Source organism: Janthinobacterium sp. PC23-8, from assembly GCF_002250505.1.
Lineage (GTDB): Bacteria > Pseudomonadota > Gammaproteobacteria > Burkholderiales > Burkholderiaceae_D > Janthinobacterium.
On record NZ_NJGY01000002.1, the window covers coordinates 129,591 to 154,521 of the forward strand.

Below are 24,931 nucleotides of genomic sequence, written 5' to 3' on the forward strand. Positions count from 1 at the left end.
CACGATGAACAGGACCTCAGAAGCCATCGTGGGCTGGATGACCGCCTGCAGCCTGATCCGATCCGCCTGAGCAATTACGCCGGCTGCACACCGGCCAGATTGCGGCTGCGGTTTTCCACCATTACCGAGATGCCCAGCACCACGATACCGCCGCAGGCCAGCAGGGCGCCGACCCAGCCGGTCGACTGCAGGCCCGCGCCCATGGCAATCGCCATGCCGCCGGCCCAGGCGCCGAGGGCGTTGGCGATATTGAAGGCCGAGTGGTTCAGGGCGGCTGCCACGGTCTGCGCGTCGCCGGCCACGTCCATCAGGCGGGTCTGCACGGCCGGGGCGACGGCGATGCCGGCGCCGATGGCGAACAGGTTGATCGCCGTCAGCCAGACATTGGTGGTGGTGTAGCTGAAGGCGATCAGGGCCACCACGTTCCATACCAGCACGCCGAAGATGGTCCACAGGCGCGAGCGGTCGGCCAGCCAGCCGCCGACCATATTGCCCACCGTCATGCCGATACCGATCACGGCCAGCAGGATCGAGATCACCAGCGGCGACACCTTGGTAATTTCCGTCAGGGTAGGCGTAATAAAGGTATAGACGGCAAACATGCCGCCGAAGCCGATCGCCACCATCAGCAGGGTCAGCCACACTTGCAGGCGGCGGAACACGCCCAGTTCACGGCGCGGGCTCGAGTCGCCTGCCGCCACTGTCGGCACGAATATGCGCATCATCAGCATCGTCAGCAGGCCCAGCGCGGCGACCAGCAAGAAGGCCGGGCGCCAGCCCATGGTCTGGCCGATGTAGGTGGCCAGCGGCACGCCGAAGATATTGGCCACCGTCAGGCCCATCAGCACGCGGGCGACGGCCTGGCCGCGCCGGTCCGGTTCGGCCATGGCGGCGGCGACCAGCGCCGCCACGCCAAAGAAGGCGCCGTGCGGGATGCCGGCGATAAAGCGGGCCACCACCAGCATGCCGTAGTTCGGTGCGATCGCGCTCAGGAGGTTGCCGCCGGCGAACATCAGCATCAGGCAGATCAACATCAGGCGGCGCGGCATGCGGGCGAGAAAAATCGTGATCAGCGGCGCGCCGACCACCACGCCCAGCGCATAGGCGCTGATCATATGGCTCATTTCCGGCAGGGTCGCGCCCAGGTCGTTGGCCACCACGGGCAAAATGCTCATGGAGGCGAATTCGCCGGTGCCGATCGCCAGGCCGCCGATGGCCAGGGCCAGGTCGGCATAGCCAGCGCCAAAAGGCGCATTAACGCGCGGAATGAATGAGTCTGCGGAAGCGTGCATGTTCTAAGGTTCGGTAAGGTGGAGACGGGAGGAGAGACGCGCGCCAGTGTTCAGGCTGCCCATAGCCGTTATTGTATTGGATACCGGCCGGCTCTGCAGGCGGCAGCGTAAAAATGCTGCGCTGCACACCACAGCTGGCAAGGGGGAATACGCCGTTTCGCATGCACAGCAGTATATTGCTGTCGCAATATTGAGCATTTTATGTCGCCTGGCGTGCTGCGGTGCAAGCCGGCATCAACGGTGCGACGGACCAGGCATGAAAAGGCGTATAAATATGCCAAGCTTGTTTGGGGAGGCTGGCCATGTTCGAACTCGATGTACCCTGGTGGGAGTTGGTGTCGCGCGCCGCGCTCGTGTATATCGCGCTGCTGCTGATGATGCGCATGACGGGCAAGCGGACGGTGGGGCAATTTACGCCGTTCGACCTGCTGGTGGTAATGCTGCTGAGCGAAGCGGTGTCCAATTCGCTGTCCGGTGGCGACGATTTGGTCCCGGGCGGGCTGCTGCTGGCCTTGACCTTGCTGAGCCTGAACATGCTCATTGCCGTGCTGACGTCGCGCAGTCGCAAGATCGCCGAGCTGATCCCGCTGGTCGACATGAAATGCGCGTTCCTGGAAGCGGATGGCAAGATTACCATCCTGCAAAAGTAGCTTGTCAGATCGTCGTGCGGTGCCGCAGATACAGCGGCATCCACCACCACATGGCTATGATCAGCACGGCAATGATGGCGCAGGCAACGATGCCGGCCACATGGCCGAACACTTCCGAGATCACCAGATTGGTGCCCAGCGTAAAGGCGAAGGCCAGCGCCATGGCGCCGGCCATCATGATGCGGTCGGCCACGCGCTTGAAACGCTCGCGGTCGTTCAGGGGCCGCATGACGCGGTGCTGGATGGCGGGCGCGCTCAGCAGCACCAGGCTGGTCATCGACAGAAAGAAAGTCGCCAGGAAAACGATCTTTTCTGCCTGCACGATTTTCGCAAAGCCGCCGTTGAACGGCAGGATGATCAGAAAGGCCGTCAGCATCTGCGCGCCCGGCAGCAGGATGCGCAGTTCGCTGAGCAGGTCGGACAGGTCGCCGCTGTCGCTGGCGTCCTGTTGCTCCTTCTGATCGCGCTCGGGATTGATATTATTTACCATATTGCAATCATTCAATGCTATAAAACGCCAGTCTGGCGCGGATCGGCGGGCGCGACTGTTTGCGCGCGCACGTTCAGAACCACTGCCGCCAGCGCTGCGGCGTGCGCAAGGCGTACTCGCGCAGGCGCTGCAAGGGATTCGAGACCATCGCCTGCCGGCTGTGCGTGCCGTCGTGGCCGCAGTTGCCGCAGTAGTGGCGCCGGTGTGGTTCGACGGCGAACTCGCCCAGGTCAAGGTGCGGATGGCCGCAGCGGCGGCAGTCGCTGCAGCCCAGGGGTACTGCTTCGCGCAGCGCCCGCACATAGGCCGCAACGGCCGGCGGCGTGATATTGATCTGCAAGATGGACGGGTGAAACAGGCCGGGCAGGGAAGCGCAGTCGATCGCCAGCGCCCTCGCGGTGCGCGCCAGCAGGGCGCCGCCAGCGTCGGCCCTGGCCTGCAAATGCAGCAGGCCGTCCTCGCCCAGGGTGAGGCTGCTTGCGTGATGGCTGGCAGGGTCGAATACTTCCGGATACAGCACATAGCCCATGGCTTCGCCCTGCAGCTTGCACTGCCGCCGGCCCGTTGCGGCCAGTTGCGCCAGGTCGGCCTTGACGCCCCAGTAGCATTGATGGGCGCGGCACCACTGGCGCGCCGCGCCGTTGCGAAACTTGCCGGCCTCGACCAGTTGGCATTCGACGGTGGCGTCCGTTCCCGCACCCGCCTGGAAGTGGCCGGTAATGGCTGGCGTGGTGACGGCGATATGGCCAACGGTGGCCGGCAAGGGCCAGCTGATGCCGGGCAAGGTCAGCGCGGGCATCGCCATCAGCGGCGCTCCCTGGGCGCAATCGAGCCGTCCCGGCGCTGCAAGACAAAGTCGGCGATGGTAGTAGCCATGGCGCATCCTCCGGGGAGCAGGGTAAAAAAACCATCATAGTAGGTTCTCAAGCGGCATGGCGCACGGGCAGGCAGAACGGCGCCGCCAGACACAGTACAATCATGCGTGGCAGGGGCGTTCCCTGCCTGCACACTGGACAGACAAAGGGGAAAACATGGGATTGTTCGATCAACTGGCAGGACAGGCCATCGATATGCTGGGCAGCCAGGGCGCCAGAGCGGGCGGCCAGTCTGACTTGCTGGCCAGCGTGATGGACCTGATTAACCAGCATGGCGGCTTGCAGGGGCTGCTGCAGAAATTCCAGGAAAGCGGCTTGCAGGAGCAGGTGGCCAGCTGGATCGGCACCGGCGTGAACGCTCAGGTTTCCGGCGAGCAGGTGCAGGGCGCGCTGGGCGCGGACACCATCGGCCAGATCGCGGCAAAACTGGGCATGGCACCCGAGGCGGCCTCGGGCGGCCTGGCCGCGCTGTTGCCGCAACTGATCGATCACCTGACGCCGAACGGGCAGGTGCCGGAAGGCAATGACCTGATGGCGCAGGGGTTGAATTTACTGAAGGGCAAGTTTTTCGGTTAAGCCATCAAGCCGCCGCGCGCATGGCCTGGCGCTGGCCCGGGTAGCCGGGCGCGCCCGTCAAGCGCGCCGTGCTGCCTTCGATCAGGCACGATACATAGCGCCGCCGTTCGGCCGCGCCGGGCCGGCCTTCCATCAGGGTAACGAGCATGGCGACGGCGTCGGCCGCCATTTTTTGCGTCGGCTGGCGCAAGGTGGTCACGTCGTAGCTGAGCCAGCCCGAGGCGTCGAGCGCGTCGAAGCCTGCCACCGACATGTTCAACGGCACTTGTATGCCCAGCAGGTGGCGCGCCGTGTCGAGGCAGCCGATGGCCATGATGTCGTTGCCGCAGATAACCGCGTCCGGCACCCGGCCCAGGCGGTCGATAATCTTGCGCAGGCCCTGGCCGCCGCTGGCGTAGTCATAATTACCGCTGACCACCACCGGCGCCGGCAAGCCCAGCTCCAGCAAACGCTCGACCATGCCCGACTTGCGTTCCTGCGCCGTCGTCGAGTCGCCGGGGCCGTCGATCATGGCGAACTGGCGGTGGCCGGCCTCGGCCAGGCGCGACACGAGCAGGCGGGCCGCTTCGGCCTGGTCGCACAGCACCGCGTGCACGTCATGGCCGCGCGGGCAGCGGTTGTACAGCACCAGCGGCACCTCGCGGCGGGCAAATTCGGCCAGTTGCTCGTCAGACAGCCAGGCCGCGACGATGGCGCCGTCGACCTGGTATTGCCAGACGTCGCACAGCACCTTGCCGACATCGGTCTCGCGTTCCAGTGTAAACAGCAGCAAACGTTTGCCCTGGCGCGCGATCTGCTCGCTGAGCTCGGACAGCTCCTGCGGATAATACCGGTTGGCCAGGTTGGACACGATCACCGCCACCAAGTTGGAGCGGCGCGTCGACAGGCTGCGCGCGGCCGCGTTGGGAATGTAGTCGAGCGCGGCGGCGGCCCGCATCACCTTGGCCTGGGTGGCGGGCGAAACGCTGGCGCCCGGCTGGAAGCTGCGCGACACGGCCGACTGCGACACGCCGGCCAGCAGCGCCACATCATAGGAGGTGACGCGGCGCGCGCCGCCATTCACTGTGCCACTGAAGGCGCGGCTGTCAATGATCGTCTTTTTTCGCATGGTATCCTGGCTCGCCACCTGTCTCGGGGTAGTCTTGCGGTCCTGGCCGCCACGTGACGGAGCGGCCAGGTCGGACGACGAGCATAGCGCAGAAGATTGTTTATTGGCAAGACTGATTCTTGTGAATGTGGCAAACATGTTGCGGGCAACGTGCCGGCGCCGCCGGCGTTTATTGCGCGCTGTCGCACGGACCTGTGCCATAGGGACTGGTTTGCCCCGGCGGCGGCACGCGGCGCACGCTGAAGTCCGTGGACAGGGTGGGCAGCGTCAGTTCCGTGGTCGATGTCGCTTCCGTGCCGGTGACGCTGCCGCGCACGCTCAATGCCACCTGCACCCAGGAACCATAGTTGCGCGGATAGCTGATGGTGAGCGTGGCCAGGCCCAGCGCATCGGTCTGGCCGCTGGCGCTGACGCTGAGGGGAATGCCGGGCTCGAACACACCGTTGCCGTTCAGGTCATAGGCCGTATTGAAGATGCCGTTGCGCAACACATCCTCGTTGGCGCAACTGTAGCGCGGCAGTGCCAGGCGCCAGACGCCCGTGTCGGGAAACTCCTGCTTGTCCGCTTCCCATACGAAATAGCCCTTGCCGTAGCGGCTGGGCCAGCCGGCCGCGGTGATGGCCACGCCGGGAACCGCATTGCCGGCGCTGTCGGAGACGAACACGGCGATATCCTTTTGCAGCACGCTGGGGGAATATTCGCGCACGTTGTTACCGGTGCCAAACTTGATCGACAGCGCTTTTTTTGCCACCGTCAGGCGCACCTGCGCGGTCGCGGTGGCCTCGGTGGCGCCGTCGATGCTGGCCTGGATCAGCACGCCGTCGCGTCCGCTGTCGAGCGGACCGGCCACATAGGCGGCGCGCGCCAGTCCGCTTGAGTCGGTCAGCACGCGCCCCGTTTGCCGCAAATAGCCGCCGCTGGGGTCGCTCAAAATGGTAAACAGCACCGGCGCATGCTTGACCGGATTGTTGGCGGCGCCATCGCGCACGACGGCGCTGAGGGTACTGGCGTTGTCGGTGGCGCCAAGGGTATTGGCTCCCAGCACGGCCGGATCGGCCTGCACGCCGAGCTTGCTGGCAGAGCTCAGCTGGGCGACGAATTCCAGCCGCGTTTGCGCCGTGGGGCCGCCGGCGACCGCCGCCGTAATGGTCGCCACGCCCGCGTTGGCCGAGCGCACATAGCTGGTCGGCAGCTTGCCATTGTCAAAGGCCAGGCTGGACGGCAAGGCCAGGCTGCAGGCGCTGTCCGCATACAAGGTGCCGCGCGACGTCGACAGGCTGGCGCTGCCGCTGCGCGCCACGCCGCCCGATTCATAGCGCACATCGATGGCCTGGCACGCCATCGCCGGCACTTCCTGCGGCAGTTCGGCGCCATTGGCGTCCAGGCCCACGGCGGGACTGACGCGCAGTTCGCCGCCAGCCACCGTGTAGGCGTGCGAGACCGCAGCGCCGAGGGCGCTGGCCGACACGGCGCTATTGCCCGGCGCGCCTGCGGCCAGGCGCAGCACCAGCTGGCCTTGCGCATTGCTGAGCGCCGCCGCGCCATCTTTCACCATCAGGGCCGTCGCGCCATTGCCGGCATAGCTGATGGCCGCGCCGCTGACGGGCTGGCGCGCCGAGTCGCGCACGGTCACAGTCAGGTCCGCCTGCTGGCCCGTGGTCAACAAGGACGGGCCGCTCAGTTCCACGGTGCTGCCGGTGACCGCCACCGTTGCGCTGGCGGCTTGGGCGCCGACGGTGGCCGTGACCTTGATGCTGCGATTGTGTTTGTCGCCACCGGTGCCGAGCACGGCGCGCGCCTGGCCGTTCTTGTCGGTGACGGTGTCGACGCCGCCCAGAATGCCGGAGTCGGCGGCAAAGGCGATCTTGGCGTTTGGCAACGCCAGGTTGGCCGCGTCCTTGACCAGCGCGGTGACGCTCACTTCGCTGCCGGCTGCGCCGTTTGACGCCAGTTCGGCGCTGGAAAAGACCAGCCGCACGGAACTGGCCAGGCTGGCCGGATCGGGCGTGACGGGGGTGACAGGCGTGGTGACGGGCGGAATCACCGGATCGGGCCGGGTGCCGCCGCAACCGACCGTGCTTTGCAAGGCGCAGCCACTGACGCTCTGGGGATCGGTGGAACCGCCCCCGCAGGCAGCAAGCAGTATCATCAGGAACAGGGGCAAAGCGTAGCGGCTCGGTCGGCTCGGGGTCACGGCGGTCTCCAGGAACGGTCTAGTTGCTTAACGTTAATTTCCTAAGAGTAGCTTTTGCTGACAGTAGGTCCTTGATGCAGAGCAAGCTTGCCCGCCAAGCCGGCAGCCCGCTTATTTTTCTGGTGCAAGAGGCTGCTATCTGGTAGCATAACGCCCCTTTATTCAGGGAAGGGTCGACATGGCCAACGCTTGCGGCGTCGATTTCGGTACGTCAAATTCCACGGTAGGCTGGGCGCGTCCCGGGCAGAGCACCATGCTCAGCCTGGAAGACGGCAAGACTACCCTGCCGTCGGTGGTGTTCTTCAATGCGGAAGATGAAGAAGTGAGCTTTGGCCGGGCCGCCCTGGCCGGCTACCTGGCCGGCTACGAAGGCAGGCTGATGCGCTCGCTCAAAAGCCTGCTGGGCACCAGCCTGATCGACGGCCAGACGGAAGTGGGCGGCCGCGCCATTCCGTTTCGCTTGTTGCTGTCGCAATTTATCGGTGAGGTGAAAAAGCGCGCCGAGCAGTCGGCCGGCCGCGAATTCAACTCGGCCGTGTTTGGCCGCCCCGTCTTCTTTATCGACGACAACGCCCAGGCCGACCAGCTGGCGCAGGACACCCTGGCCGAGGTGGCGCGTTCGGTCGGCTTCAAGGACGTGGCTTTCCAGTTCGAGCCGATCGCCGCCGCCTTCGATTACGAGTCGCAGATCGAGCGCGAAGAGCTGGTGCTGATCGCCGACATCGGCGGCGGCACTTCGGACTTCTCGCTGGTGCGTCTGTCGCCCGAACGCGCCAGGAAAACCGAGCGCCGCGACGATATCCTGGCCACCGGCGGCGTGCATATCGGCGGCACCGACTTCGATAAATACCTGAGTCTGTCGTCGGTGATGCCGCTGCTCGGCTATGGCAGCCGCCTGAACAACAATAGCGAAGTGCCGTCCAGCTACTATTTCAACCTGGCTACCTGGCATACCATCAACCTGGCTTATACCAAGAAGATCTGGGTGCAGCTGGCCGATGTATGCCGCGATGCGCGAGAGCAAGACAAGGTGAAACGCCTGCAAAAGCTGATCGACGAGCGCGCCGGGCACTGGCTGGCGATGAAGGTGGAAGAAGGCAAGATCGCGCTGTCCGACGCGCAGGAAGTGCAACTCGAGCTGGACCGCCTGTCGCCGGCACAAAGCCTGTTGCTCAAACGCAGCCAGTTTGACGAAGCCATCGGCCACCTGTGCGGCAGCGTGGAAGACACTGTGCTGCGCCTGCTGCGCGACGCCGGCGTGGCGCCGGAAGCGGTCGACACCGTGTTCTTCACGGGTGGCTCGAGCGGCGTCGGCCTGCTGCGTGAAAAAATCGCCGCCCTGGTGCCGTCGGCGCGCAAGGTGGAAGGTGATCTGTTCGGCAGTATTGGTGCCGGTCTGGCGCTCGACGCAGTGCGCAAGTTCGGTTAAGCTGTTCCACCGCCGCCACCGAGAAAGCCCGCCAGATGAATGTGTTTGAGCAACCGATTGTCATGATCGACTTTGAGACTACCGGTTTGTCGCCCGACATGGGCGACCGCATCACGGAAGTGGCGGCACTGCGCATCGAAGGCGGCCGGATCACCGACCGCTATGTCAGCCTGATCAATTGCAATGCGCGCATCCCGTCGTTCATCACGGGCCTGACGGGCATTACGCAAGCCATGCTTGACCGGGCGCCGCCAGTGGCCGAGGTGGTGCCGCAGTTGCTGGAATTTATCGGCAACGACGCCTTGTCGGCCCATAACGCCAGCTTCGATGAAAAATTCCTGCGCGCCGAGAGCGCCCGGCTGGACCTGGCGCCCGCGCACCGTTCGCTGGTGTGCTCCCTGAAACTGTCGCGCCGCGTGTTTCCAGGCCTGTCGAGCTACAAGCTCGGTTTGCTGTCCGGCCAGCTGGGCATCGCTTTCAAGAGCGCGGCGCACAGGGCCGAGTCCGATGCGGAAGTGGCGGCCCAGGTGCTGCTCCATATCGGCCGCCATTTGCGCAGCAATTACGGCATCGATGGCGTCGACGCCGACCTGCTGGTGGCGCTCAACAAGTTGGCCGCCGCCAAGGTGCCGCAGTTCCTGCTGAAACATCCGGCAAGGCGCTGATTCAGGCGCTAACTCAGGCGTCGACCCTGCCCCCCATCCGAAGCGGACTCATCAAAGCGATGTAATTTTATTATTGCCTTTGAGTTCGCTCAAGCCTGCCAGTTCCCCGGAATTTACAATGCAATCCATCAGCGATGTTGCCGTTGTGTGCTGCCGTGCCTGGCGGCCTGGCGGCCTGGCGTCATGGCAGGGCGAGCGAGGAGGCGCACATGGACAAACACCATACTGCCAGGGACAGCCACCAGGCCTATATCTGGTTCCGCACGGCGGCCGAGCAAGGTAACGCCTATGCGCAGTTCAACCTCGGCCTGATGTATAAAAAGGGCGAGGGCGTCAGGCAGGATGACGCGCGCGCCTTTATCTGGCTGCGCCTGGCCGCGCTGCAGGGGCTGGCGTTTGCGCAAAATCATCTGGGGGCCATGTATTACCACGGCCGCGGCGTGACGCAAAGCGATGAGGAAGCGGTACAGTGGTTTTTGCGCGCGGCGAACCAGGGCGACGCCTCGGCCCAGCAGAACCTGGGGCAGATGTACCGCAAGGGGCGCGGCGTGCTGCAAAGCGACGAGCTGGCGCTGGCCTGGTTTTACCGCGCCTCGGAGCAAGGCGTGGCCAGCGCCCAATCCTTGCTGGGCGAAGCCTATGCCCAGGGCCTGGGCGCAAAAAGGAACGATGCGCTGGCGCTGGCCTGGTTCCGCAAGGCCGCGCTGCAGGGCGACGCCCAGGCCCAGCTGAACCTGGGCCTTGCTTACCAGCGCGGCCACGGCGTGATGCAAAGCGACACCCAGGCCGTGGCCTGGTTTCGCCAGGCGGCCGCGCAAGGCCTGGCCGTGGCGCAGCGTCAGCTGGGCGTGGCCTATGGCAAAGGCGCAGGCGTGGCGCTCGATCAGCTGCGCGCCTACGCCTGGCTGCTGCGCGCGGCCGAGCAGGACGACGCCGACGCCCAGTTCAGCCTGGGCTTGATGCTGGCGCGCGGCCACGGTGTAGACCAGGACGAGGCGAGCGCCGTGGCCTGGTACCGCCGCGCCGCCCGCCAGGGCCATTGCTCGGCGCAATACAACCTGGGCGGCATGCTGGCCGGCGGGCGCGGCGTGGCGCGCAATGTGCGCGAGGCCGTCGAATGGTATGGCAAGGCGGCCGGGCAGGGCGCCGCGAACGCGCAGTTCAACCTGGGCGTGCTGTATGCCAACGGCCAGGGCGTGGCGTACGATCCGGCGCGCGCCGTGCGCTGGTACCGCAAGGCCGCCGACCAGGGCGACGCCAGTGCCCAGAACAACCTGGGCGTGATGTATGCAAACGGCCACGGCGTGCCGCAGGACGACGACATGGCCGTGCACTGGTATGCGCGCGCGGCCGAGCAGGGCCACGCCCTGGCCCAGTACAACCTGGGCAGCATGTACAACAGCGGGCGTGGCGTGCCGAAAGACCCGGTGCGCTCCTACATGTGGGTGGCGCTGGCAGCCGAGAGCGGCGACAGCACGGCCGGCGGCGCCGTCGCCGGCTACGCCCGCAAGCTGTCCACCGACGACCTGGGCAAGGCCCACGCGCTGACCCGGCAATGGAAGCGCGCGCGGGCGCCAGCGTCCGATTGAGTGGCTCCGGCAACTACCGGGTGCTGGCGGCAACAGATTTACCGATCTGGCAAGGATTCAAGCCGCATCGGGGCGCGGCAGCGCGGCCTGGCGCCGGTCCAGGAACAGGCTGTTGCCGTGGATTTTCTTGGCTTGCCGCTTCGCTTCGGCCGCCTGCGTGGCGATCTGGTGGTGGGTGTAATACTGGTGCGCCGACACCTTGATCACGCCTAACGACAAGCTGATCAATGAATAAAACACTTTTTTCCCCTGCCGGTCTTCGGTGATATAGCCGCCGCGTGCGCAGTCGTCCATGCTGTAGAACGCCAGGATGGCGGCCGCGAAGTCGTTCAGCATGGCCTCGCAGCGCGTCTCCCAGTCCTCGCTCTGGAACAGGATCATGAAATCGTCGCCGCCGATATGGCCGATGAAGTCGCGGTTCGGATCGCAATGGCTGCTGAGGATTTCCCCGGTCAGCTGGATCACGTCGTCGCCCTTGCGGTAGCCGTAGACGTCGTTGAACGGTTTGAAATGGTCGAGGTCGCAATAGCAGACCCAGAAGCGGGCAGCGCTGTGCAGCAGGCGGTCGATATGCTCGTTGATCGGCACATTGCCCGGCAATTGCGTGAGCGGATTGGCGTAGCGGGCCGCGTTGATCTGCATCTGCGTGATTTCGCGCATCAGGTCGTGCCCCGTGCCCATGCCCATATAGCGGCCGTTCTCGGTAATGATAAAGCCGTTGTACAGGTGGTGGGCGTCCGATTGCGCCATGGTGTAGCTCAGTTCCTGCAAGCTCGTTTCATGGTCGGCGATCAGGGGCTTGCTATCCATAAACACCCGGCATGATTTCTTGCCATACAGTTCGCGCTGGTAGGGGCGGGCAAAGTGGTCGATCATGTCGAAGCGGCTGATCAGGCCCAGCGGCACGCCGTCGTCCACCACGGGAATGATCATGAGCTTGGGTTCCTTCATGAAGATCTCGTAGACCTCGTTGTTGTTTTTTGCTGGCGAGATCGACGATACGCGGTGCAGCAGCTTGCGGATGCTGACGCCATTTTTTTCCAGGCTGCTGCGCTGCGGATACACGGCCACGCCGTGGCGCCCCAGCGCCTGCACCACCTCGGCCGGCAGCGTGCGCGCCGGCACGGCATGCGGCCGGCCCAGGTGGTAACCCTGGCCGAACGCCACGCCCAGATCGCGCAGCACCAGCAATTCCGCCTGCGCCTCGATGCCTTCGGCGATCACCAGCGTGCCCGATTTTTCGGCGATCTCCTGGATCGAGCGCACGAACTGCAGTTTGATGGGGTCGCTATTGATGCCCTGGATAAAATGCATGTCGATCTTCACGTACTCGGGCCGCAGTTCCGACCACAGGCGCAGGCTGGAAAATCCTTCGCCCAGGTCGTCGATGGCGATCTGGAAGCCCATGTTGCGGTAGTGTAGTACCGCTTCGCGCATCAGCTCGTAGTCATAGGTGGGCTGGTTTTCCGTCAGTTCGATGATCACGCGCTCCGGATTGATGCCGATCTGCGCGATGTATTCCAGGGTTTCGCCATGGCGCGCATTGCGCAGCAGCAAGCATTCCGGGCTAACGTTGAGAAACAGCTTGCCTGGCAGATTCAGTTCCGCAAAGCGTTCGAGCACCACCTGCCGGCACAGATGTTCCACTTCCAGCGTCAGGCCGCAGGCGCGCGCCACCTTGAACAGATTCATCGGCGCATGCAGCGGGCTGTCGGACGGACCCCGTATCAGTCCCTCGTAGCCGATGATGTCGCCGCTGGCCATCTGGATGATGGGCTGGAACAGGGCGGTCAGCTTGCGTCCGGCGAGAATGTCGTGCAATACATCGTCGGCTTCGACTGTCATGGGAAGCGGGAGGGGGGCAGGGGCTGGCGGTTTCAGATAGGCCACATTCGCAGGGAACGCTGGGTCCGGAATGGACATGGCGGAAGGCAGGGCGAATCTGTGCATGGCGGAAGGTGGTGCGTCGGTAGTGGCACGGCCACCGGACGGGCCATGATCATGTTGGCTATAGTAAATATGTTTTATGACAGCTTGATGAAATGCCCAAATAAAAGATGGAGAAAGGCCGGCATAACTGTGCATTAAAAGTTGCGATACGCGCTATGATTTAAGTTGGCGAAAGTCAACATGGCAGGCTGGCAGCCTCCCTTCTTAGACATCCAACAATGAGACATTCACCCATGCAATTACGTAGTGCAACCATCGTATTGAGTTTGCTGGCCGCCTTCGGTAGCAATGCCCTGGCGCAAACCGCTGCGCAGCAATCCTGCCCAGCGGGCAACAGCCCGGCCGTGACCTATCCGGTCACCAAGAAAGTCGATCAGCAAGACAGCTATTTCGGTACCACCATCGCCGACCCTTATCGCTGGCTGGAAGACGCCAACAGCGCCGAGACGCATGACTGGGTGGTGGAACAGAACAAGCTGACGCAATCTTTCCTGGCCACTATTCCCGAGCGCGAGGCGATCAAGCAGCGCCTGACCAAGCTGTGGAACTACGAGCGTTTCAGCACGCCGACCAGGCAGGGCGGCCGCTACTTCTACACCCGCAACGATGGCTTGCAAAACCAGGCCGTGCTGTACACGGTCAGGAAACTGACGGACGAGCCGCGCCTGCTGCTCGATCCGAACACCCTGTCGTCTGACGGTACGGTGGCGCTGGCCGGCACTTCGATCAGCCCGAACGGCAAATTCCTCGCCTACGCCACGGCCGCTTCCGGTTCCGACTGGAATGAATGGAAAGTGCGCGATATCGACACCGGCAAGGATTTGAGCGACGACATCAAATGGGCCAAGTTCTCGGGCGCCTCGTGGACCCGTGATAATACCGGTTTCTTCTACAGCCGCTACGATGCGCCGCAGGAAGCGACCAAGCTGGCCGATATCAATTACTTCCAGAAACTGTACTTCCACAAGCTGGGCACGCCGCAAAGCGCCGACGTGCTGGTATTCGACCGTCCCGACCAGAAAGAATGGGCGTTTGGCGGCAGCAAGGTCAGCGATGACGGCAACTATCTGATCATCACCGCCACCCAGGGCACGGAACGCAAGAACCGCATTTTCTACAAGGACTTGCGCCAGAAGAACGCCAAGGTCGTGGGCCTGCTGGAACAATTCGACGCCTCGTATTCGTTTATCGACAATGTCGGCCCCGTGTTCTACTTTGCCACCGACAACCAGGCACCGAAGTCGCGCGTGATCGCCATCGACATCCGCAAACCGCTGCCAGCCGACTGGAAGGAAGTCGTGCCGCAAAGCGAGCAGACCCTGGTGTCGGCCAATATCCTCAACGACCAGCTGGTGCTGGACTACCTGAAGGATGCGCAGACGCAGATCAAGATCACCGACCTGAACGGCAAGCTGGTGCGCGAAGTGGCGCTGCCGGGTATCGGTTCGGCCGGCGGCTTTGGCGGCAAGCGTCATGAAACGGAAACGTTTTACTCCTACACCAGCTTCACCACGCCGGCCACCATTTACCGCTACGACATGAAGACGGGCAAGAGCACGGTGTATCGCCAGCCGAAGGTCGATTTCGACCCGAACGCGTTCGATGTGCGCCAGCAATTCTTCACCAGCCGCGACGGCACCAAAGTACCGATGTTTATCGTGTCGAAAAAAGGCATGAAGCTCGATGGCTCGAACCCGACCTATCTGTACGGCTATGGCGGCTTCAATATTTCGCTGACCCCCGCATTCTCGGTGGCCAACCTGGCCTGGGTGGAAATGGGCGGCGTCTACGTGATGGCCAACCTGCGCGGCGGCGGCGAATACGGCGAAGCCTGGCACCAGGCCGGTACCAAGCTGAACAAGCAGAACGTGTTCGACGACTTTATCGGCGCGGCCGAATGGCTGGTGGCCAACAAGGTCACCTCGCCAGCGAAACTGGCGATCGGCGGCGGCAGCAATGGCGGCCTCCTGGTCGGTGCGGCCATGACGCAGCGTCCGGACCTGTTTGCCGCAGCGATCCCGCAAGTGGGCGTGCTCGATATGCTGCGCTTCCACAAGTTCACCGTGGGCTGGGGCTGGGTGCCGGATTACGGCTCGTCGGACGACGCCGAACAGTTCAAGGCGCTGGTCAAATATTCGCCGCTGCACAACCTGAAAGCGGGCGGCTGCTACCCGGCCACCATGATCACCACCGCCGACCATGACGACCGCGTGGTGCCGGCCCATAGCTTCAAGTTTGCCGCCGCCGCCCAGGCCGCGCAGGGCGCTGCCGCTCCCGTGCTGATCCGCATTGACAGCAAGGCCGGTCACGGCGCCGGCAAGCCGACGGCCAAGCAGATCGAGGAAGTGGCCGATCGCTGGGGTTTCCTGACCCGCGCGTTGAAGATGACGGCCGAGCCGGCCAAGGTGGCGGCGCAGTAGGGCCAGCAATGTGTCGGATTACGCGGGGCTTGCGCCCCGCTGATCCGACCTACGCTGGCGCTATCCTGGCCAGCACACCTTTCCCGAATGCCGCCTGATACGGCAAATCCTTGCGCTGCGCATAGCCGATATAGCAGTCGCACTTGAAGCGCGGGCAGCTGCGCTCCTGCAGGATATCGGCCAGCTCACTGTCGTACAGATTGCCCAGCCGCTCAGGCACAAAATGGCAGCGCGCCAGTTCGCCGTCGCCGTCGACCGACAGCGCCGTCTCGCCGGCGAAGCAGCCCTTGCCGCGCGACGGCGCCGGGCGCCGGCTTTGCGCGAACCATGGGTCGATGTCATCGAGCCAGGCCAGGTCTCCGGCAGCGTAGTAGCCTGGGCCGCGCCGGTCATAGGCGTTCAGCCACAGGTAGACGTGCTTCGGCAACGCTGCGCGCAGCGCTGCAATGGCGCCGTAGTGTTCATGCAGGGCCACCACGCCGACCGAATAACGCACGCCCATTGTGTCCAGGCGCGCGCAGCGTTCGAGAAAGCGCCTGATCGTGGTCTGGCCCGGGTGGAAGGTGCACCACAGGCCGATCTTTTCCAGGCCATCCATGCCATCGAGCCAGTTTAATGGGCCGGACAGATTGGTCTGCAGCGCCACCTGTTGCACATGGCGCAGGGCCGCCAGGTTCTGCATGGCGCTGCGGTAGTGGCGCCGCACCAGCGCTTCGCCCCACGGTGTAAACAGCACGCCGATGGGGCGCGCCTGTTGCGCCACCCAGGCCGTAAAACGCGCCACCTCGCGCGCGTCGCGGGCCAGCGCGGCGCGGCTGTCCTGCTTCTTGGCAAACGGGCAGTAGCCGCAGGCGTAGTTGCAGCTGGCCAGCGTGCCCCGGTAGAGCAGCGACAACATGGTTTGCCGCGCCGTCAGCACGCCTGGCCGCTGTCGGCCATCAGCGCGCGCACCGTGCTTGACGCCAGCCAGGGGCCGATGGTGTCGGCGTAGGAATATCCCCGGTCATTGAGGCGCAGCAGTGGGCCTTGCTGCGTGACCAGTTCCAGTGCAAACAGCTCGGCCAGTTGCGGCAGGTCCGCCAGGCAGTCGCTGCCAAAGCGGGCCGTGTAGGCGTCAAGGTCGAGACCCGGATCGGTCAGCAGCGACTGGATCACGTAGCGGCGGCGCTGGTCTTCCTCTCCCAGCAGATAGCCGTGTTCGGCCTGCGCGAAGCGCGCCTCGTCCAGCGCCAGGTAGTTGTCGATAATGCCGATGGTCTGCGTGCGCGCCACCGCGTACTGGCTCGAATAATGCAGGCGCGAGGTGTAGGAACGCGCGCCCGCGCCCAGGCCCACCATGCCGTCGTTCTGGCAGCAGTAGGACGGGCCGGCGTCGCCTGGTGCATGCGGTGCGCGGAACATGCGCATCGATACCTGCACATAGCCCCGGGCGCGCAGGTGCTCGCGCGCGGCCGCATACAGCATCAAACGGCTGTCGCCGTCGCGCGCCAGCATGATGGGGTTGAGGCTGCCGGCGCCCTTGCGGTGCGCGATCTTGCCCAGGCCCGTCTGCTCGCGCACGTAGAGCGGATACAGATAGATCTCTTCGGGCTGGAACGCCAGCGCGCTGTCGATCGAGGCCAGCAGGCTGGCCACCGTCTGGCCGGCGATGCCGTAGATCAGGTCCAGATTTAAGGTCGGAAAACCCGCTTCGCGTATCAGGGCAATCGCCTGGCGCACGGTGGCGTTCTGCTGCGGGCGCGCCAGCGCGCGCATCTCGCCGGCGGCAAAGCTCTGGATGCCCAGGCTGACCCGGTCGATGCCGTGCGCGCGGCATACCGCCAGGCGTTGCGCCGTAATGGTTTCGGGCGAAGCCTCGATGCCGGCGGGTGTGGCCTGCAGGTCGATGCCAAGGATGTCGCGCGCGCCGCACAGCAGGGTGTCCAGTTGCGCCGCCGACAGATAGGTCGGCGTGCCGCCGCCGAGCGCGAAGCGGGCAAAGCGGCGCTCGCCCAGCGCGCCGTCCATGGCGCGCATCTGCACCAGCACCTGCTGCACATAGCGCTCGACCATCTCGGCGCTGGGCCGCGCCATGGCGAACAGATTGCAAAAGCCGCAGCGCATTTCGCAGAACGGGATATGGATATAGGCAAACAGGGCCGAGCGGTCCTGCTGCGCCCAGATCGGCGCCAGCGGCGTCGCTGGCAAGCTGCGGTAGGCCGCCTTGTGCGGATAGGAATAGGAATACGCCTGGTAGGGCGTATGGCGCATGCGCTGCGCCAGCGTGCCCGGCTGTTCGGATGGATTCACGGTGCGGCTCCCTGGGAATGCGGTGGTGGGGATGGAATGAAAAAATGCGCGTAGGGTACGTTCCAGACGCGGTCGTGCGCCACGCGGTGGCCCCGGTAACCGTCTTCGCCATAGGCGCTGCCGTGGTCGGAGCAGACGATGGCAAAGGTGGGCGCGCGCGCGGCGCAGGCGGCAAACAGCGGCGCCAGGGCGCCGTCCACATAGCGCAGCGCGGCTGCATGGCTGTCGAGATTATCAAAACGGCAGCCCGGCAGGTACGCGCGGTTCGGCGCATGCAGGGCCGCCACATTGATGAACAAAAAGGTGCGCCGGGCGTTTTCGGCCAGCAGCCGGGTCGCCAGCGCTACCTGTTTTTCGGTCGAATGGCGGCCGGCCACGCCCATGGCCGCGCTCCAGTGGCTTTCCTGGAACAGCGCCGGCAGCACACGGCCCAAGGCAGTCTGTTGATTGAAAAAACCCACGCCGCCGATGCAGATGGTGCGGTAGCCGCGCGCGGCAAGCGCTTCGGGAATGCTCGCTTCTGCAAAGGCAAAGGCGCGCGGTGAGGTCGTCTCGCTGCCGGCAAAGGCGCTGGCGAACAGGCGCGGGTGGCGCCCGGGCGCCGCCGGGGTGGGCAAGAAGCCGGCAAAGAAGGCCTGGTGCGCGGCATAGGTAAAGGTGGCCGGCGAGTGGCGCTGGTCCCAGCCCGTGGCCGGCAAAAAGCGCCCCAGCACCGGCAGCTCACCCGCCTCGAACAGCGCCTGCGCCACGTCATAGCGCAAGGTGTCGAGCGTGACGAAGACGATATCGTGGCTGCCCACGATGGCGTTCATGTCGGGGATGGCGAATTTACTGGACTCAGGCATGGCGGTTCAAGCTGTGCAGCTGCGCCGCATAGGTATCGCGCTCCTGCCACAACAGGCCAGGCAGCAGGTCGCCAAAGGCGTTCGCTTCGAGCACATGGGCCTGGCCGCGCCGCACAACCAGGTCGTAGCCGGCCACGCCGCTGGCAGGAAAGGCGCGCGCCGCCTGCAGCGCGGTGGCCTCCAGCACCGCCAGGTCGGCCTGGTTCAGCAAGGTGGCGACGTCACCGCGCTGGTTATCCAGGTGCAGATTGGTCATCATTTGCCTGCCCAGGCGCGCTACCCGGTGCGCCGGCTGGCCGTCAATGGCCACCACGCGCAGGTCGTAATGGCTGTCGCCGCAGCGCGGCTTGGCCAGCCAGGCCTCGGCGTACAGTTCCTGCGCGGCCAGCGCGTCGACCAGGGCGGCGATATCGGCGTCGCTTTCATGGCGCGCGATGCGCTTGACGTTGAACAGACGGGTTTCTCCGTGAATGTGCACGATGCTGGCCGAAGTCGTTGCCTGCTGGCGCCCGGTTTTATTCCTGCGGTAGGCCACCACACCCGAGCCCGACGAGCCATAGCGCGGTTTCAGATAGACCCGGTCCAGGCCATGCTGGCGCAGCAGCGACTGCAGATGGTCGTAGCCATGCACCGTCCCGAGCAGGGCGGGCGTGGGTACGCCATGTTCGGCCAGGTGGCGCTGGCAAGCCAGTTTGTCGGTCATCAGGGTAATTTCGGCCGGGGCATTGACGACATGGGCGCGGGGCCGGGCGGCGAGCTGGATGGACAGACGTTCCATTGCCTTTGCAAAACCGGCAAACCAGGCATCCATCGCCAGCAGTTCGCCATGTTCGGGGGCACGCACGGGCGCGCGGTCCAGCAACTGGCAGCCAAGGCGCAGCAGTTGCAGATGCGCCAGCGGGTCGTCGCCCGGCGGCTCGATCTTGAACCGGCAGGGCTGCCCGAACGCGGCGTCAAGCAAGGCCGGATCGGCCAGCCAGTCGCGCCATTCGAGCAGGCGCGCTGGCGGCAGGTCAAGCTGCGCGCGCGCCGCCTGCAGCAGGCGCACACGCTTGCTGCCTTTGGTGGCCAGCAACAGCATCAGGAGCTATTCGCCGACCGCGACATAGCGATAGACTTCGCCATCGTCCTCGTCGTCTTCCTGGGGATCGTCCAGCACCACTTCGAACGGCAATGCCTTGAGTTTTTCCTGGTTCGCTGCCGAGACATAGTGATGCGACAGGTCCAGGCGCGTCAAGTTGCCCAGCTGCGTGCCCTGCAGCAGCGCTTCGGCGCCGACGTCGCCCAGGGTGCCCAGCGACAGGTCCAGCGTGGTGATGGTGGCCAGCAGCGCTTCGTTGGCCAGCCAGGCGGCCAGCTCGTCGGCGATCTGCGCGTCGCGCAGACCCAGGTAGCGCAAGCTCGGCGTGGCCAGCTGCGCCAGCACCTTCCGGTATAGCGCGACGTCGCCGGAAAAACCGTAGTCGTCGGTGCCCAGCCACAGTTCCAGGTGTTCCAGCTTCGGCATGCTCGACTCGCAGAGGGCCTGGGCGATTTTCTGGTCCAGACCACCGGACTCGATGGTGAACTTGCGCAGGTTCTGGTGCGCGAACGCCTCGAGGGTCAATTCATTGCCGCCACGGATGCGCAGCTCTTCCAGTTGCGGGAAGGCGTCCAGCAGCGGCTTGTAGCTGCCTTGCACGATCCACGAGATTTCGCATTCCTCGTACGTCATGTCGCCGATAAACAGGGCGCGCAGCTTCGGCAACTGCGGCGCATGGCTGACCAGCGCGGCGATCACCGCGTCGGCGCCCGCTTCGTACGGCTCGCCCCACATGCCGATGATCAGCGCCTCCAGGGTGGACTTGTCGGCCTTTTCCAGGAAGCCGGCGATCAGCTCCGGCATCTTGCGCTCGTCATCGTATTCCAGCGACAAACGATACACCACGTCCGGTGCAGGATCGAAGGCGGTCTCCGGGTCGTACTGCACGACTTTTTTATGGTGGAAGGTGGTGGTGCTGTCGGAAATGGTCATTGCTGAGGCTCCATGAAAGGCATTGGAAATCTTGTCTGTTCCAAAATCTTAGCATGGGTGTAACAGCGTCAGTCGCACTGCTGAAAAGCAATTATCTGTGGATGACGACCAGCAAAGCCTTGCCTTCGGTCTTGCCCAGATTGCGTATCGTATGCGGCAAGTCGGCCGGATAGCGCGCCGTGCCGCCATTCTTGACTTTTTTCTTCGCCGTCCCCACTTCCAGTTCCAGGTTGCCGTGCAGCACGGTCAGATGCTCGGTGGTGCCGGGGTCGTGCGGCTGGGAGGCCAGCTCGCCGCCCGGCGCCAGGGTCACCTCATACCATTCGTATTTGCCGGCCAGTTCCATCGGCCCCAGGATGCGCAGCACATAGCCGGCATGGTCGCCGGGCAGGGTGGGGGTCTCGTGGGCGTCGGTGACGCGGATGGTCTCCACGGCTTTTTCCGCGCTCGACAGCAATTCGCCGATCTGCACGCCCAGGGCGTTGGCCAGGCGCCAGGTAATGGCGATGGTCGGGTTGGCTTTTTCGCGTTCGATCTGCGACAGCATGGACTTCGACACGCCCGCGATGCGCGACAAATCCTCCAGTGTCAGGCCGCGCGCCAGGCGCAAGCGTTGCAAGGTGGCGCCGACTTCGGGCGGGGAGTTGGTCGAAACACTGGTTTTCATCGGCAGTTGGCTTGCATAGTTCAACAGGTTTGGGTAATATCCACTATATTGAATTTTAGTTCGACATAGTGGATTTCAGGGCTGATTCAGGAAATGCGTATCAGCTGTACACTGAACCCTGAACAGCGCCCCACGGTACAGCATGCGGCGCACAGCGGTCAAGCGGCGGCTTTTCCCTATGGCGGCAACCCAACACGGACACAAGGATCATCATGAGCGAGCAAGCGAAGAACACCTTTTTCAGCGGTCTGCAACAGAACCTCGATCAACTGCGCCAGCAGGGCTTGTACAAGAGCGAGCGCGTGATCGCCTCGCGCCAGGGCGCTGAAGTGGTGTGCGACGATGGCCGCACCCTGATCAATATGTGCGCCAATAACTACCTGGGCCTGTCGGGCGACCTGCAGACCCAGCAGGCGTCGATTGCCGCCACCGAACAATACGGCTATGGCCTGTCGTCGGTGCGTTTCATTTGTGGCACGCAAACCGTGCACAAGGAACTGGAGCAGGCCATTTCCAGCTTCCTCGGCACCGAAGACACAATACTGTACGCGGCCGCCTTTGACGCCAACGGCGGCGTGTTCGAGCCGCTGTTCGATGAAAACGACGCCATTATCTCCGACGCGCTGAATCACGCTTCGATCATCGACGGCATCCGCCTGTGCAAGGCCGGCCGCTACCGCTACCTGCATAACGACATGGCCGACCTCGAAGTGCAGCTGCAGGCCGCCGTTGCCGCCGGCAAGCGCCACAAGGTGATCGTTACCGACGGCGTGTTCTCGATGGACGGCACCATCGCGCAGCTCGACAAGATCTGCGACCTGGCCGACCAATACGGCGCGCTGGTGATGATCGACGAATGCCATGCCTCCGGCTTCATGGGCGCGACGGGCCGCGGCACGCATGAACACCACCATGTGATGGGCCGCATCGACATCATCACGGGTACGTTGGGCAAGGCCCTGGGCGGCGCCATGGGCGGCTTTACGTCGGCCCGAAAGGAAGTGATCGACACCCTGCGCCAGAAGTCGCGTCCGTATCTGTTCTCGAACACCCTGGCGCCCTCGATCGCCGGCGCCTCGCTCTCAGTGCTGCAGCGCCTGGCCAAATCGACCGAACTGCGCGACCGCCTGCACGAAAATACGGCGTTTTTCCGCAGCGAGATCGAGCGCATCGGCTTTACCATCAAGCCGGGCACGCATCCGGTGGTTCCCGTGATGCTGTTCGACGCGCCGGTGGCGCAACGATTTGCCGCCCGCCTGTATGAACTGGGCGTGCTGGTGACGGGCTTTTTCTATCCGGTGGTGCCGATGGGCCAGGCGCGCGTGCGCGTGCAGCTGTCGGCCGCCCATACCCGCGAACAGCTGGTCGCCGTGCTGGCCGCTTTCGAGCAGGCCGGCAAGGAACTGGGCCTGATCCAGGCCACCACGAGCAATCAATAACAACAATACCGGGAAAACAGCATGGAACGCATTTTAGTCATCGGCGCAAACGGCCAGATCGGCAGTGAACTGGTCGGCGCCCTGGCGCGGCAGCACGGCGCGGACAACGTCATCGCCAGCGATATCGGCGCCAGCAACGTCTACGACGCCAAGCGCTATGCGCAGCTGAACGTGCTCGACAAGGACGGCCTGGCAAGCATCATCGCCAGTGAAAACATCACCCAGGTGTACCAGCTGGCGGCGATGCTGTCGGCCACCGGCGAAGCGGCGCCATTGAAGGCCTGGAGCCTGAACATGGATGGCCTGCTCAATATCCTGGAACTGGCGCGCGAGCGCGGCGCGGCGGGCAAGCCATTGCGCATCTTCTGGCCGTCGTCGATCGCCGCCTTCGGCCCGAACACGCCGCAGGTCAATACGCCGCAGATGACGGTGATGGACCCGACTTCGATGTACGGCATCAGCAAGCTGGCCGGCGAGCGCCTGTGCGAGTACTACCATGCCAAATATGGCGTCGACGTGCGCAGCATCCGCTACCCCGGCATCATCAGCTACAAGTCGCCTCCGGGCGGCGGCACCACCGATTACGCGATCGCCATCTTCCATGCGGCCCTGCGCGGCGAGCGCTATGACTGCTTCCTGAATGCGGCCACCACCTTGCCGATGATTTACATGCCCGACGCCATCCGCGCCACCATCGAACTGATGGACGCGCCGGCGGCAAGCATCAAGATCCGCTCTTCGTACAACGTGGCCGGCGTGTCGTTCAACCCCGGGCAGCTGGCCGCCGCCATCAGCGCCAAAGTGCCAGGTTTTGCCATCAGCTACGCGCCCGACAGCCGCCAGGCGATTGCCGACAGCTGGCCGCAAAGCCTGGACGACAGCACGGCGCATGCCGACTGGGGCTGGAAGGCGAAGATCGGCGTCGATGAGATGGTGGCCGACATGCTGGCCCATGTCGATGTCGGCCAGCCGGCCAAGGCGGCCTGAGTTTTAACCGTACTACCACCATAAAAATACCAGCAAAGAGACATGCCATGGATATGAGCGTATTTGACCTGTTCAAGATCGGCATCGGGCCGTCGAGTTCCCACACGGTGGGGCCGATGGTGGCGGCGCGGCGTTTTCTGCTCGATTTTCAGGTCCAATACGGTTGCCTCGATCATGTCGTCGGCGTGGAGGTGGCCCTGTATGGCTCGCTGGCGCTGACCGGCGTGGGCCATGCCACCGACAAGGCCGTGATTTTAGGGCTGATGGGCGAAACGCCGCAGGACGTCGCGCCCGACGCCGTCGACGCCAGGCTGGCGGCCGTCGAGGCGGCAGGCACGCTGCATTTGCTGGGCGCCCACGCCGTGCCGTTTGCTGCGGCGACAAGCCTGTTGTGGCACAAGAGCGAGTCCCTGCCCGAGCATCCGAACGGCATGCGCTTTACCCTGAAGCTGGTTGACGGCACGCGCGTCGACAAGGTGTATTACTCGATCGGCGGCGGCTTTATCCGCGAAGCGGGCGAAGTGCCGGCACCGGCGGCGGCCGGTGCCCAGGCGGTATTCCCGTTCGATACCATGGAGCAACTGCTGGCCCATGGCGTGGCGAGCAGCCTGTCGATTCCCGAGATGCTGCGCGCGAACGAGTGCGTGCGGCGCAGCGACGATGAATTGAACCAGGGCCTGGACCGTATCTGGCACGTGATGCGCGATTGCATTGCGCATGGCCTGCAGGCCACCGGCAAGCTGCCCGGCGGCCTGGATGTGAAACGCCGCGCGGCCAAGCTGTGGCGCCAGGCGCAGGATGCCAAGGCGTCCGACAACCGCGCCAATGACCTGCCGCACGACGCCGTGCACCTGGTCAGCCTGTATGCGATGGCCGTCAACGAAGAAAACGCGGCTGGTGGCAGGGTGGTGACGGCGCCCACCAATGGCGCGGCCGGCATCATTCCCGCCGTGCTGCGCTACTACGCCGAGGATTGCCGTCCCAGCGATCCGGTCGGCGGCGTGCGCCGTTTCATGCTGACGGCCGCGGCGATCGGCATGCTGTGCAAGCGCAATGCCTCGATCTCGGGCGCCGAAGTGGGTTGCCAGGGCGAAGTGGGGGTGGCCTGCGCGATGGCGGCGGCAGGCCTGGTGGCGGCCCTGGGCGGCACCAACGAACAGATCGAGAACGCGGCCGAAATCGGCATCGAACATCATCTGGGCATGACCTGCGACCCGATCGGCGGCCTGGTGCAGATTCCCTGCATCGAGCGCAACGGCATGGGCGCCGTGAAAGCCATCACCGCCGCCTCGCTGGCCCTGAACGGCGACGGCACGCATTTCGTCAGCCTCGACGAAGTGATCGAAACCATGCGCCAGACGGGGGCGGACATGCAGGACAAGTACAAGGAAACGTCGCTCGGCGGCCTGGCGATCCACGTCATCACCGTCAATCACGCAGCTTGCTGAACAC

Annotated in this window: 21 protein-coding genes; 9 read left to right on the forward strand and 12 right to left on the reverse strand. The window is 64.5% G+C overall.

What is annotated here, in order from left to right:
• Nucleotides 1-74: 74 nt before the first annotated feature.
• On the reverse strand, nucleotides 75-1,292 hold the full coding sequence (locus CD932_RS15730; RefSeq protein WP_094443762.1) for an MFS transporter: 1,218 nt from the start codon (nucleotides 1,290-1,292) through the stop codon (nucleotides 75-77).
• 302 nt (nucleotides 1,293-1,594) lie between these two features.
• On the opposite strand from CD932_RS15730, the gene CD932_RS15735 reads away from it, so the two are divergent.
• Entirely contained in the window at nucleotides 1,595-1,942 is a 348-nt protein-coding gene (locus CD932_RS15735; RefSeq protein WP_094443763.1) for a hypothetical protein, read from the forward strand.
• A gap of 4 nt (nucleotides 1,943-1,946) precedes the next feature.
• On the opposite strand, the gene CD932_RS15740 is transcribed toward CD932_RS15735, so the two are convergent.
• Together CD932_RS15740 and CD932_RS15745 are read right to left on the reverse strand one after the other, a co-directional pair.
• Nucleotides 1,947-2,432 carry a DUF6328 family protein gene (locus tag CD932_RS15740; protein WP_094443764.1) on the reverse strand — a complete coding sequence of 162 codons (486 nt, stop codon included), beginning with the start codon at nucleotides 2,430-2,432 and terminating at the stop codon, nucleotides 1,947-1,949.
• Between the two features lie 73 nt (nucleotides 2,433-2,505).
• A complete protein-coding gene (locus tag CD932_RS15745; protein ID WP_094443765.1) occupies nucleotides 2,506-3,237 on the reverse strand; it encodes a hypothetical protein in 732 nt (243 codons plus the stop codon).
• Between the two features lie 226 nt (nucleotides 3,238-3,463).
• On the opposite strand from CD932_RS15745, the gene CD932_RS15750 reads away from it, so the two are divergent.
• Complete coding sequence (locus CD932_RS15750; RefSeq protein WP_094443766.1) at nucleotides 3,464-3,883, forward strand: YidB family protein; 420 nt, start codon at nucleotides 3,464-3,466, stop codon at nucleotides 3,881-3,883.
• Between the two features lie 4 nt (nucleotides 3,884-3,887).
• Here CD932_RS15750 and CD932_RS15755 read toward each other — a convergent pair whose 3' ends face one another.
• Entirely contained in the window at nucleotides 3,888-4,991 is a 1,104-nt protein-coding gene (locus CD932_RS15755) for a LacI family DNA-binding transcriptional regulator (RefSeq protein ID WP_094443767.1), read from the reverse strand.
• Nucleotides 4,992-5,160: 169 nt separating this feature from the next.
• The gene (locus CD932_RS15760) at nucleotides 5,161-7,185 is read right to left on the reverse strand and encodes an Ig-like domain-containing protein (protein WP_141213268.1); all 2,025 of its coding nucleotides are present in this window, start codon (nucleotides 7,183-7,185) and stop codon (nucleotides 5,161-5,163) included.
• Nucleotides 7,186-7,363: 178 nt separating this feature from the next.
• Here CD932_RS15760 and CD932_RS15765 point away from each other — a divergent pair, with 178 nt between their 5' ends.
• From CD932_RS15765 to CD932_RS29665, 3 genes are all read left to right on the forward strand, one after another.
• A complete protein-coding gene (locus tag CD932_RS15765; RefSeq protein WP_094443769.1) occupies nucleotides 7,364-8,614 on the forward strand; it encodes an Hsp70 family protein in 1,251 nt (416 codons plus the stop codon).
• Between the two features lie 35 nt (nucleotides 8,615-8,649).
• The gene (locus CD932_RS15770) at nucleotides 8,650-9,279 is read left to right on the forward strand and encodes a PolC-type DNA polymerase III (protein ID WP_176461005.1); all 630 of its coding nucleotides are present in this window, start codon (nucleotides 8,650-8,652) and stop codon (nucleotides 9,277-9,279) included.
• A 209-nt stretch (nucleotides 9,280-9,488) separates the two neighbouring features.
• Nucleotides 9,489-10,868: a tetratricopeptide repeat protein gene (locus tag CD932_RS29665; protein WP_094444424.1), complete on the forward strand. Its 1,380-nt coding sequence runs from the start codon at nucleotides 9,489-9,491 to the stop codon at nucleotides 10,866-10,868.
• Nucleotides 10,869-10,925: 57 nt separating this feature from the next.
• Here CD932_RS29665 and CD932_RS15780 read toward each other — a convergent pair whose 3' ends face one another.
• Nucleotides 10,926-12,713 (reverse strand): GGDEF domain-containing protein, encoded by a 1,788-nt coding sequence (locus CD932_RS15780; RefSeq protein ID WP_094443770.1) that lies wholly within the window; start codon nucleotides 12,711-12,713, stop codon nucleotides 10,926-10,928.
• A 338-nt stretch (nucleotides 12,714-13,051) separates the two neighbouring features.
• Here CD932_RS15780 and CD932_RS15785 point away from each other — a divergent pair, with 338 nt between their 5' ends.
• Complete coding sequence (locus CD932_RS15785; RefSeq protein WP_094443771.1) at nucleotides 13,052-15,238, forward strand: prolyl oligopeptidase family protein; 2,187 nt, start codon at nucleotides 13,052-13,054, stop codon at nucleotides 15,236-15,238.
• A 49-nt stretch (nucleotides 15,239-15,287) separates the two neighbouring features.
• Here the strand turns inward: CD932_RS15785 and CD932_RS15790 are convergent, their stop codons facing one another.
• The 6 genes from CD932_RS15790 to CD932_RS15815 all read right to left on the reverse strand — a co-directional run bounded on the left by CD932_RS15790 (nucleotide 15,288) and on the right by CD932_RS15815 (nucleotide 21,053).
• On the reverse strand, nucleotides 15,288-16,136 hold the full coding sequence (locus CD932_RS15790) for an STM4011 family radical SAM protein (protein ID WP_094443772.1): 849 nt from the start codon (nucleotides 16,134-16,136) through the stop codon (nucleotides 15,288-15,290).
• A 14-nt stretch (nucleotides 16,137-16,150) separates the two neighbouring features.
• Nucleotides 16,151-17,527, reverse strand: coding sequence for an STM4012 family radical SAM protein (locus CD932_RS15795; RefSeq protein WP_217907301.1), 1,377 nt, complete (start codon nucleotides 17,525-17,527; stop codon nucleotides 16,151-16,153).
• Nucleotides 17,524-18,372 (reverse strand): STM4013/SEN3800 family hydrolase, encoded by an 849-nt coding sequence (locus tag CD932_RS15800; protein ID WP_094443773.1) that lies wholly within the window; start codon nucleotides 18,370-18,372, stop codon nucleotides 17,524-17,526. Before CD932_RS15800 ends, CD932_RS15795 begins: the two co-directional genes overlap by 4 nt.
• Complete coding sequence (locus tag CD932_RS15805) at nucleotides 18,365-19,453, reverse strand: STM4014 family protein (protein WP_094443774.1); 1,089 nt, start codon at nucleotides 19,451-19,453, stop codon at nucleotides 18,365-18,367. The genes CD932_RS15800 and CD932_RS15805 overlap by 8 nt, the downstream gene beginning before the upstream one ends.
• Nucleotides 19,454-19,459: 6 nt before the next feature.
• On the reverse strand, nucleotides 19,460-20,386 hold the full coding sequence (locus CD932_RS15810; RefSeq protein ID WP_094443775.1) for an STM4015 family protein: 927 nt from the start codon (nucleotides 20,384-20,386) through the stop codon (nucleotides 19,460-19,462).
• Between the two features lie 91 nt (nucleotides 20,387-20,477).
• Nucleotides 20,478-21,053 (reverse strand): helix-turn-helix domain-containing protein, encoded by a 576-nt coding sequence (locus CD932_RS15815; protein WP_065309391.1) that lies wholly within the window; start codon nucleotides 21,051-21,053, stop codon nucleotides 20,478-20,480.
• A gap of 212 nt (nucleotides 21,054-21,265) precedes the next feature.
• Here CD932_RS15815 and kbl point away from each other — a divergent pair, with 212 nt between their 5' ends.
• Genes kbl through CD932_RS15830 form a run of 3 tightly spaced genes read left to right on the forward strand, consistent with a single transcriptional unit; the run spans nucleotide 21,266 to nucleotide 24,927 of the window.
• Nucleotides 21,266-22,492 (forward strand): glycine C-acetyltransferase, encoded by a 1,227-nt coding sequence (gene kbl, locus CD932_RS15820; RefSeq protein WP_094443776.1) that lies wholly within the window; start codon nucleotides 21,266-21,268, stop codon nucleotides 22,490-22,492.
• A gap of 21 nt (nucleotides 22,493-22,513) precedes the next feature.
• Nucleotides 22,514-23,479 carry an NAD-dependent epimerase/dehydratase family protein gene (locus CD932_RS15825; protein WP_094443777.1) on the forward strand — a complete coding sequence of 322 codons (966 nt, stop codon included), beginning with the start codon at nucleotides 22,514-22,516 and terminating at the stop codon, nucleotides 23,477-23,479.
• A 47-nt stretch (nucleotides 23,480-23,526) separates the two neighbouring features.
• On the forward strand, nucleotides 23,527-24,927 hold the full coding sequence (locus CD932_RS15830) for an L-serine ammonia-lyase (protein ID WP_094443778.1): 1,401 nt from the start codon (nucleotides 23,527-23,529) through the stop codon (nucleotides 24,925-24,927).
• The last annotated feature ends 4 nt before the right edge of the window (nucleotides 24,928-24,931 follow it).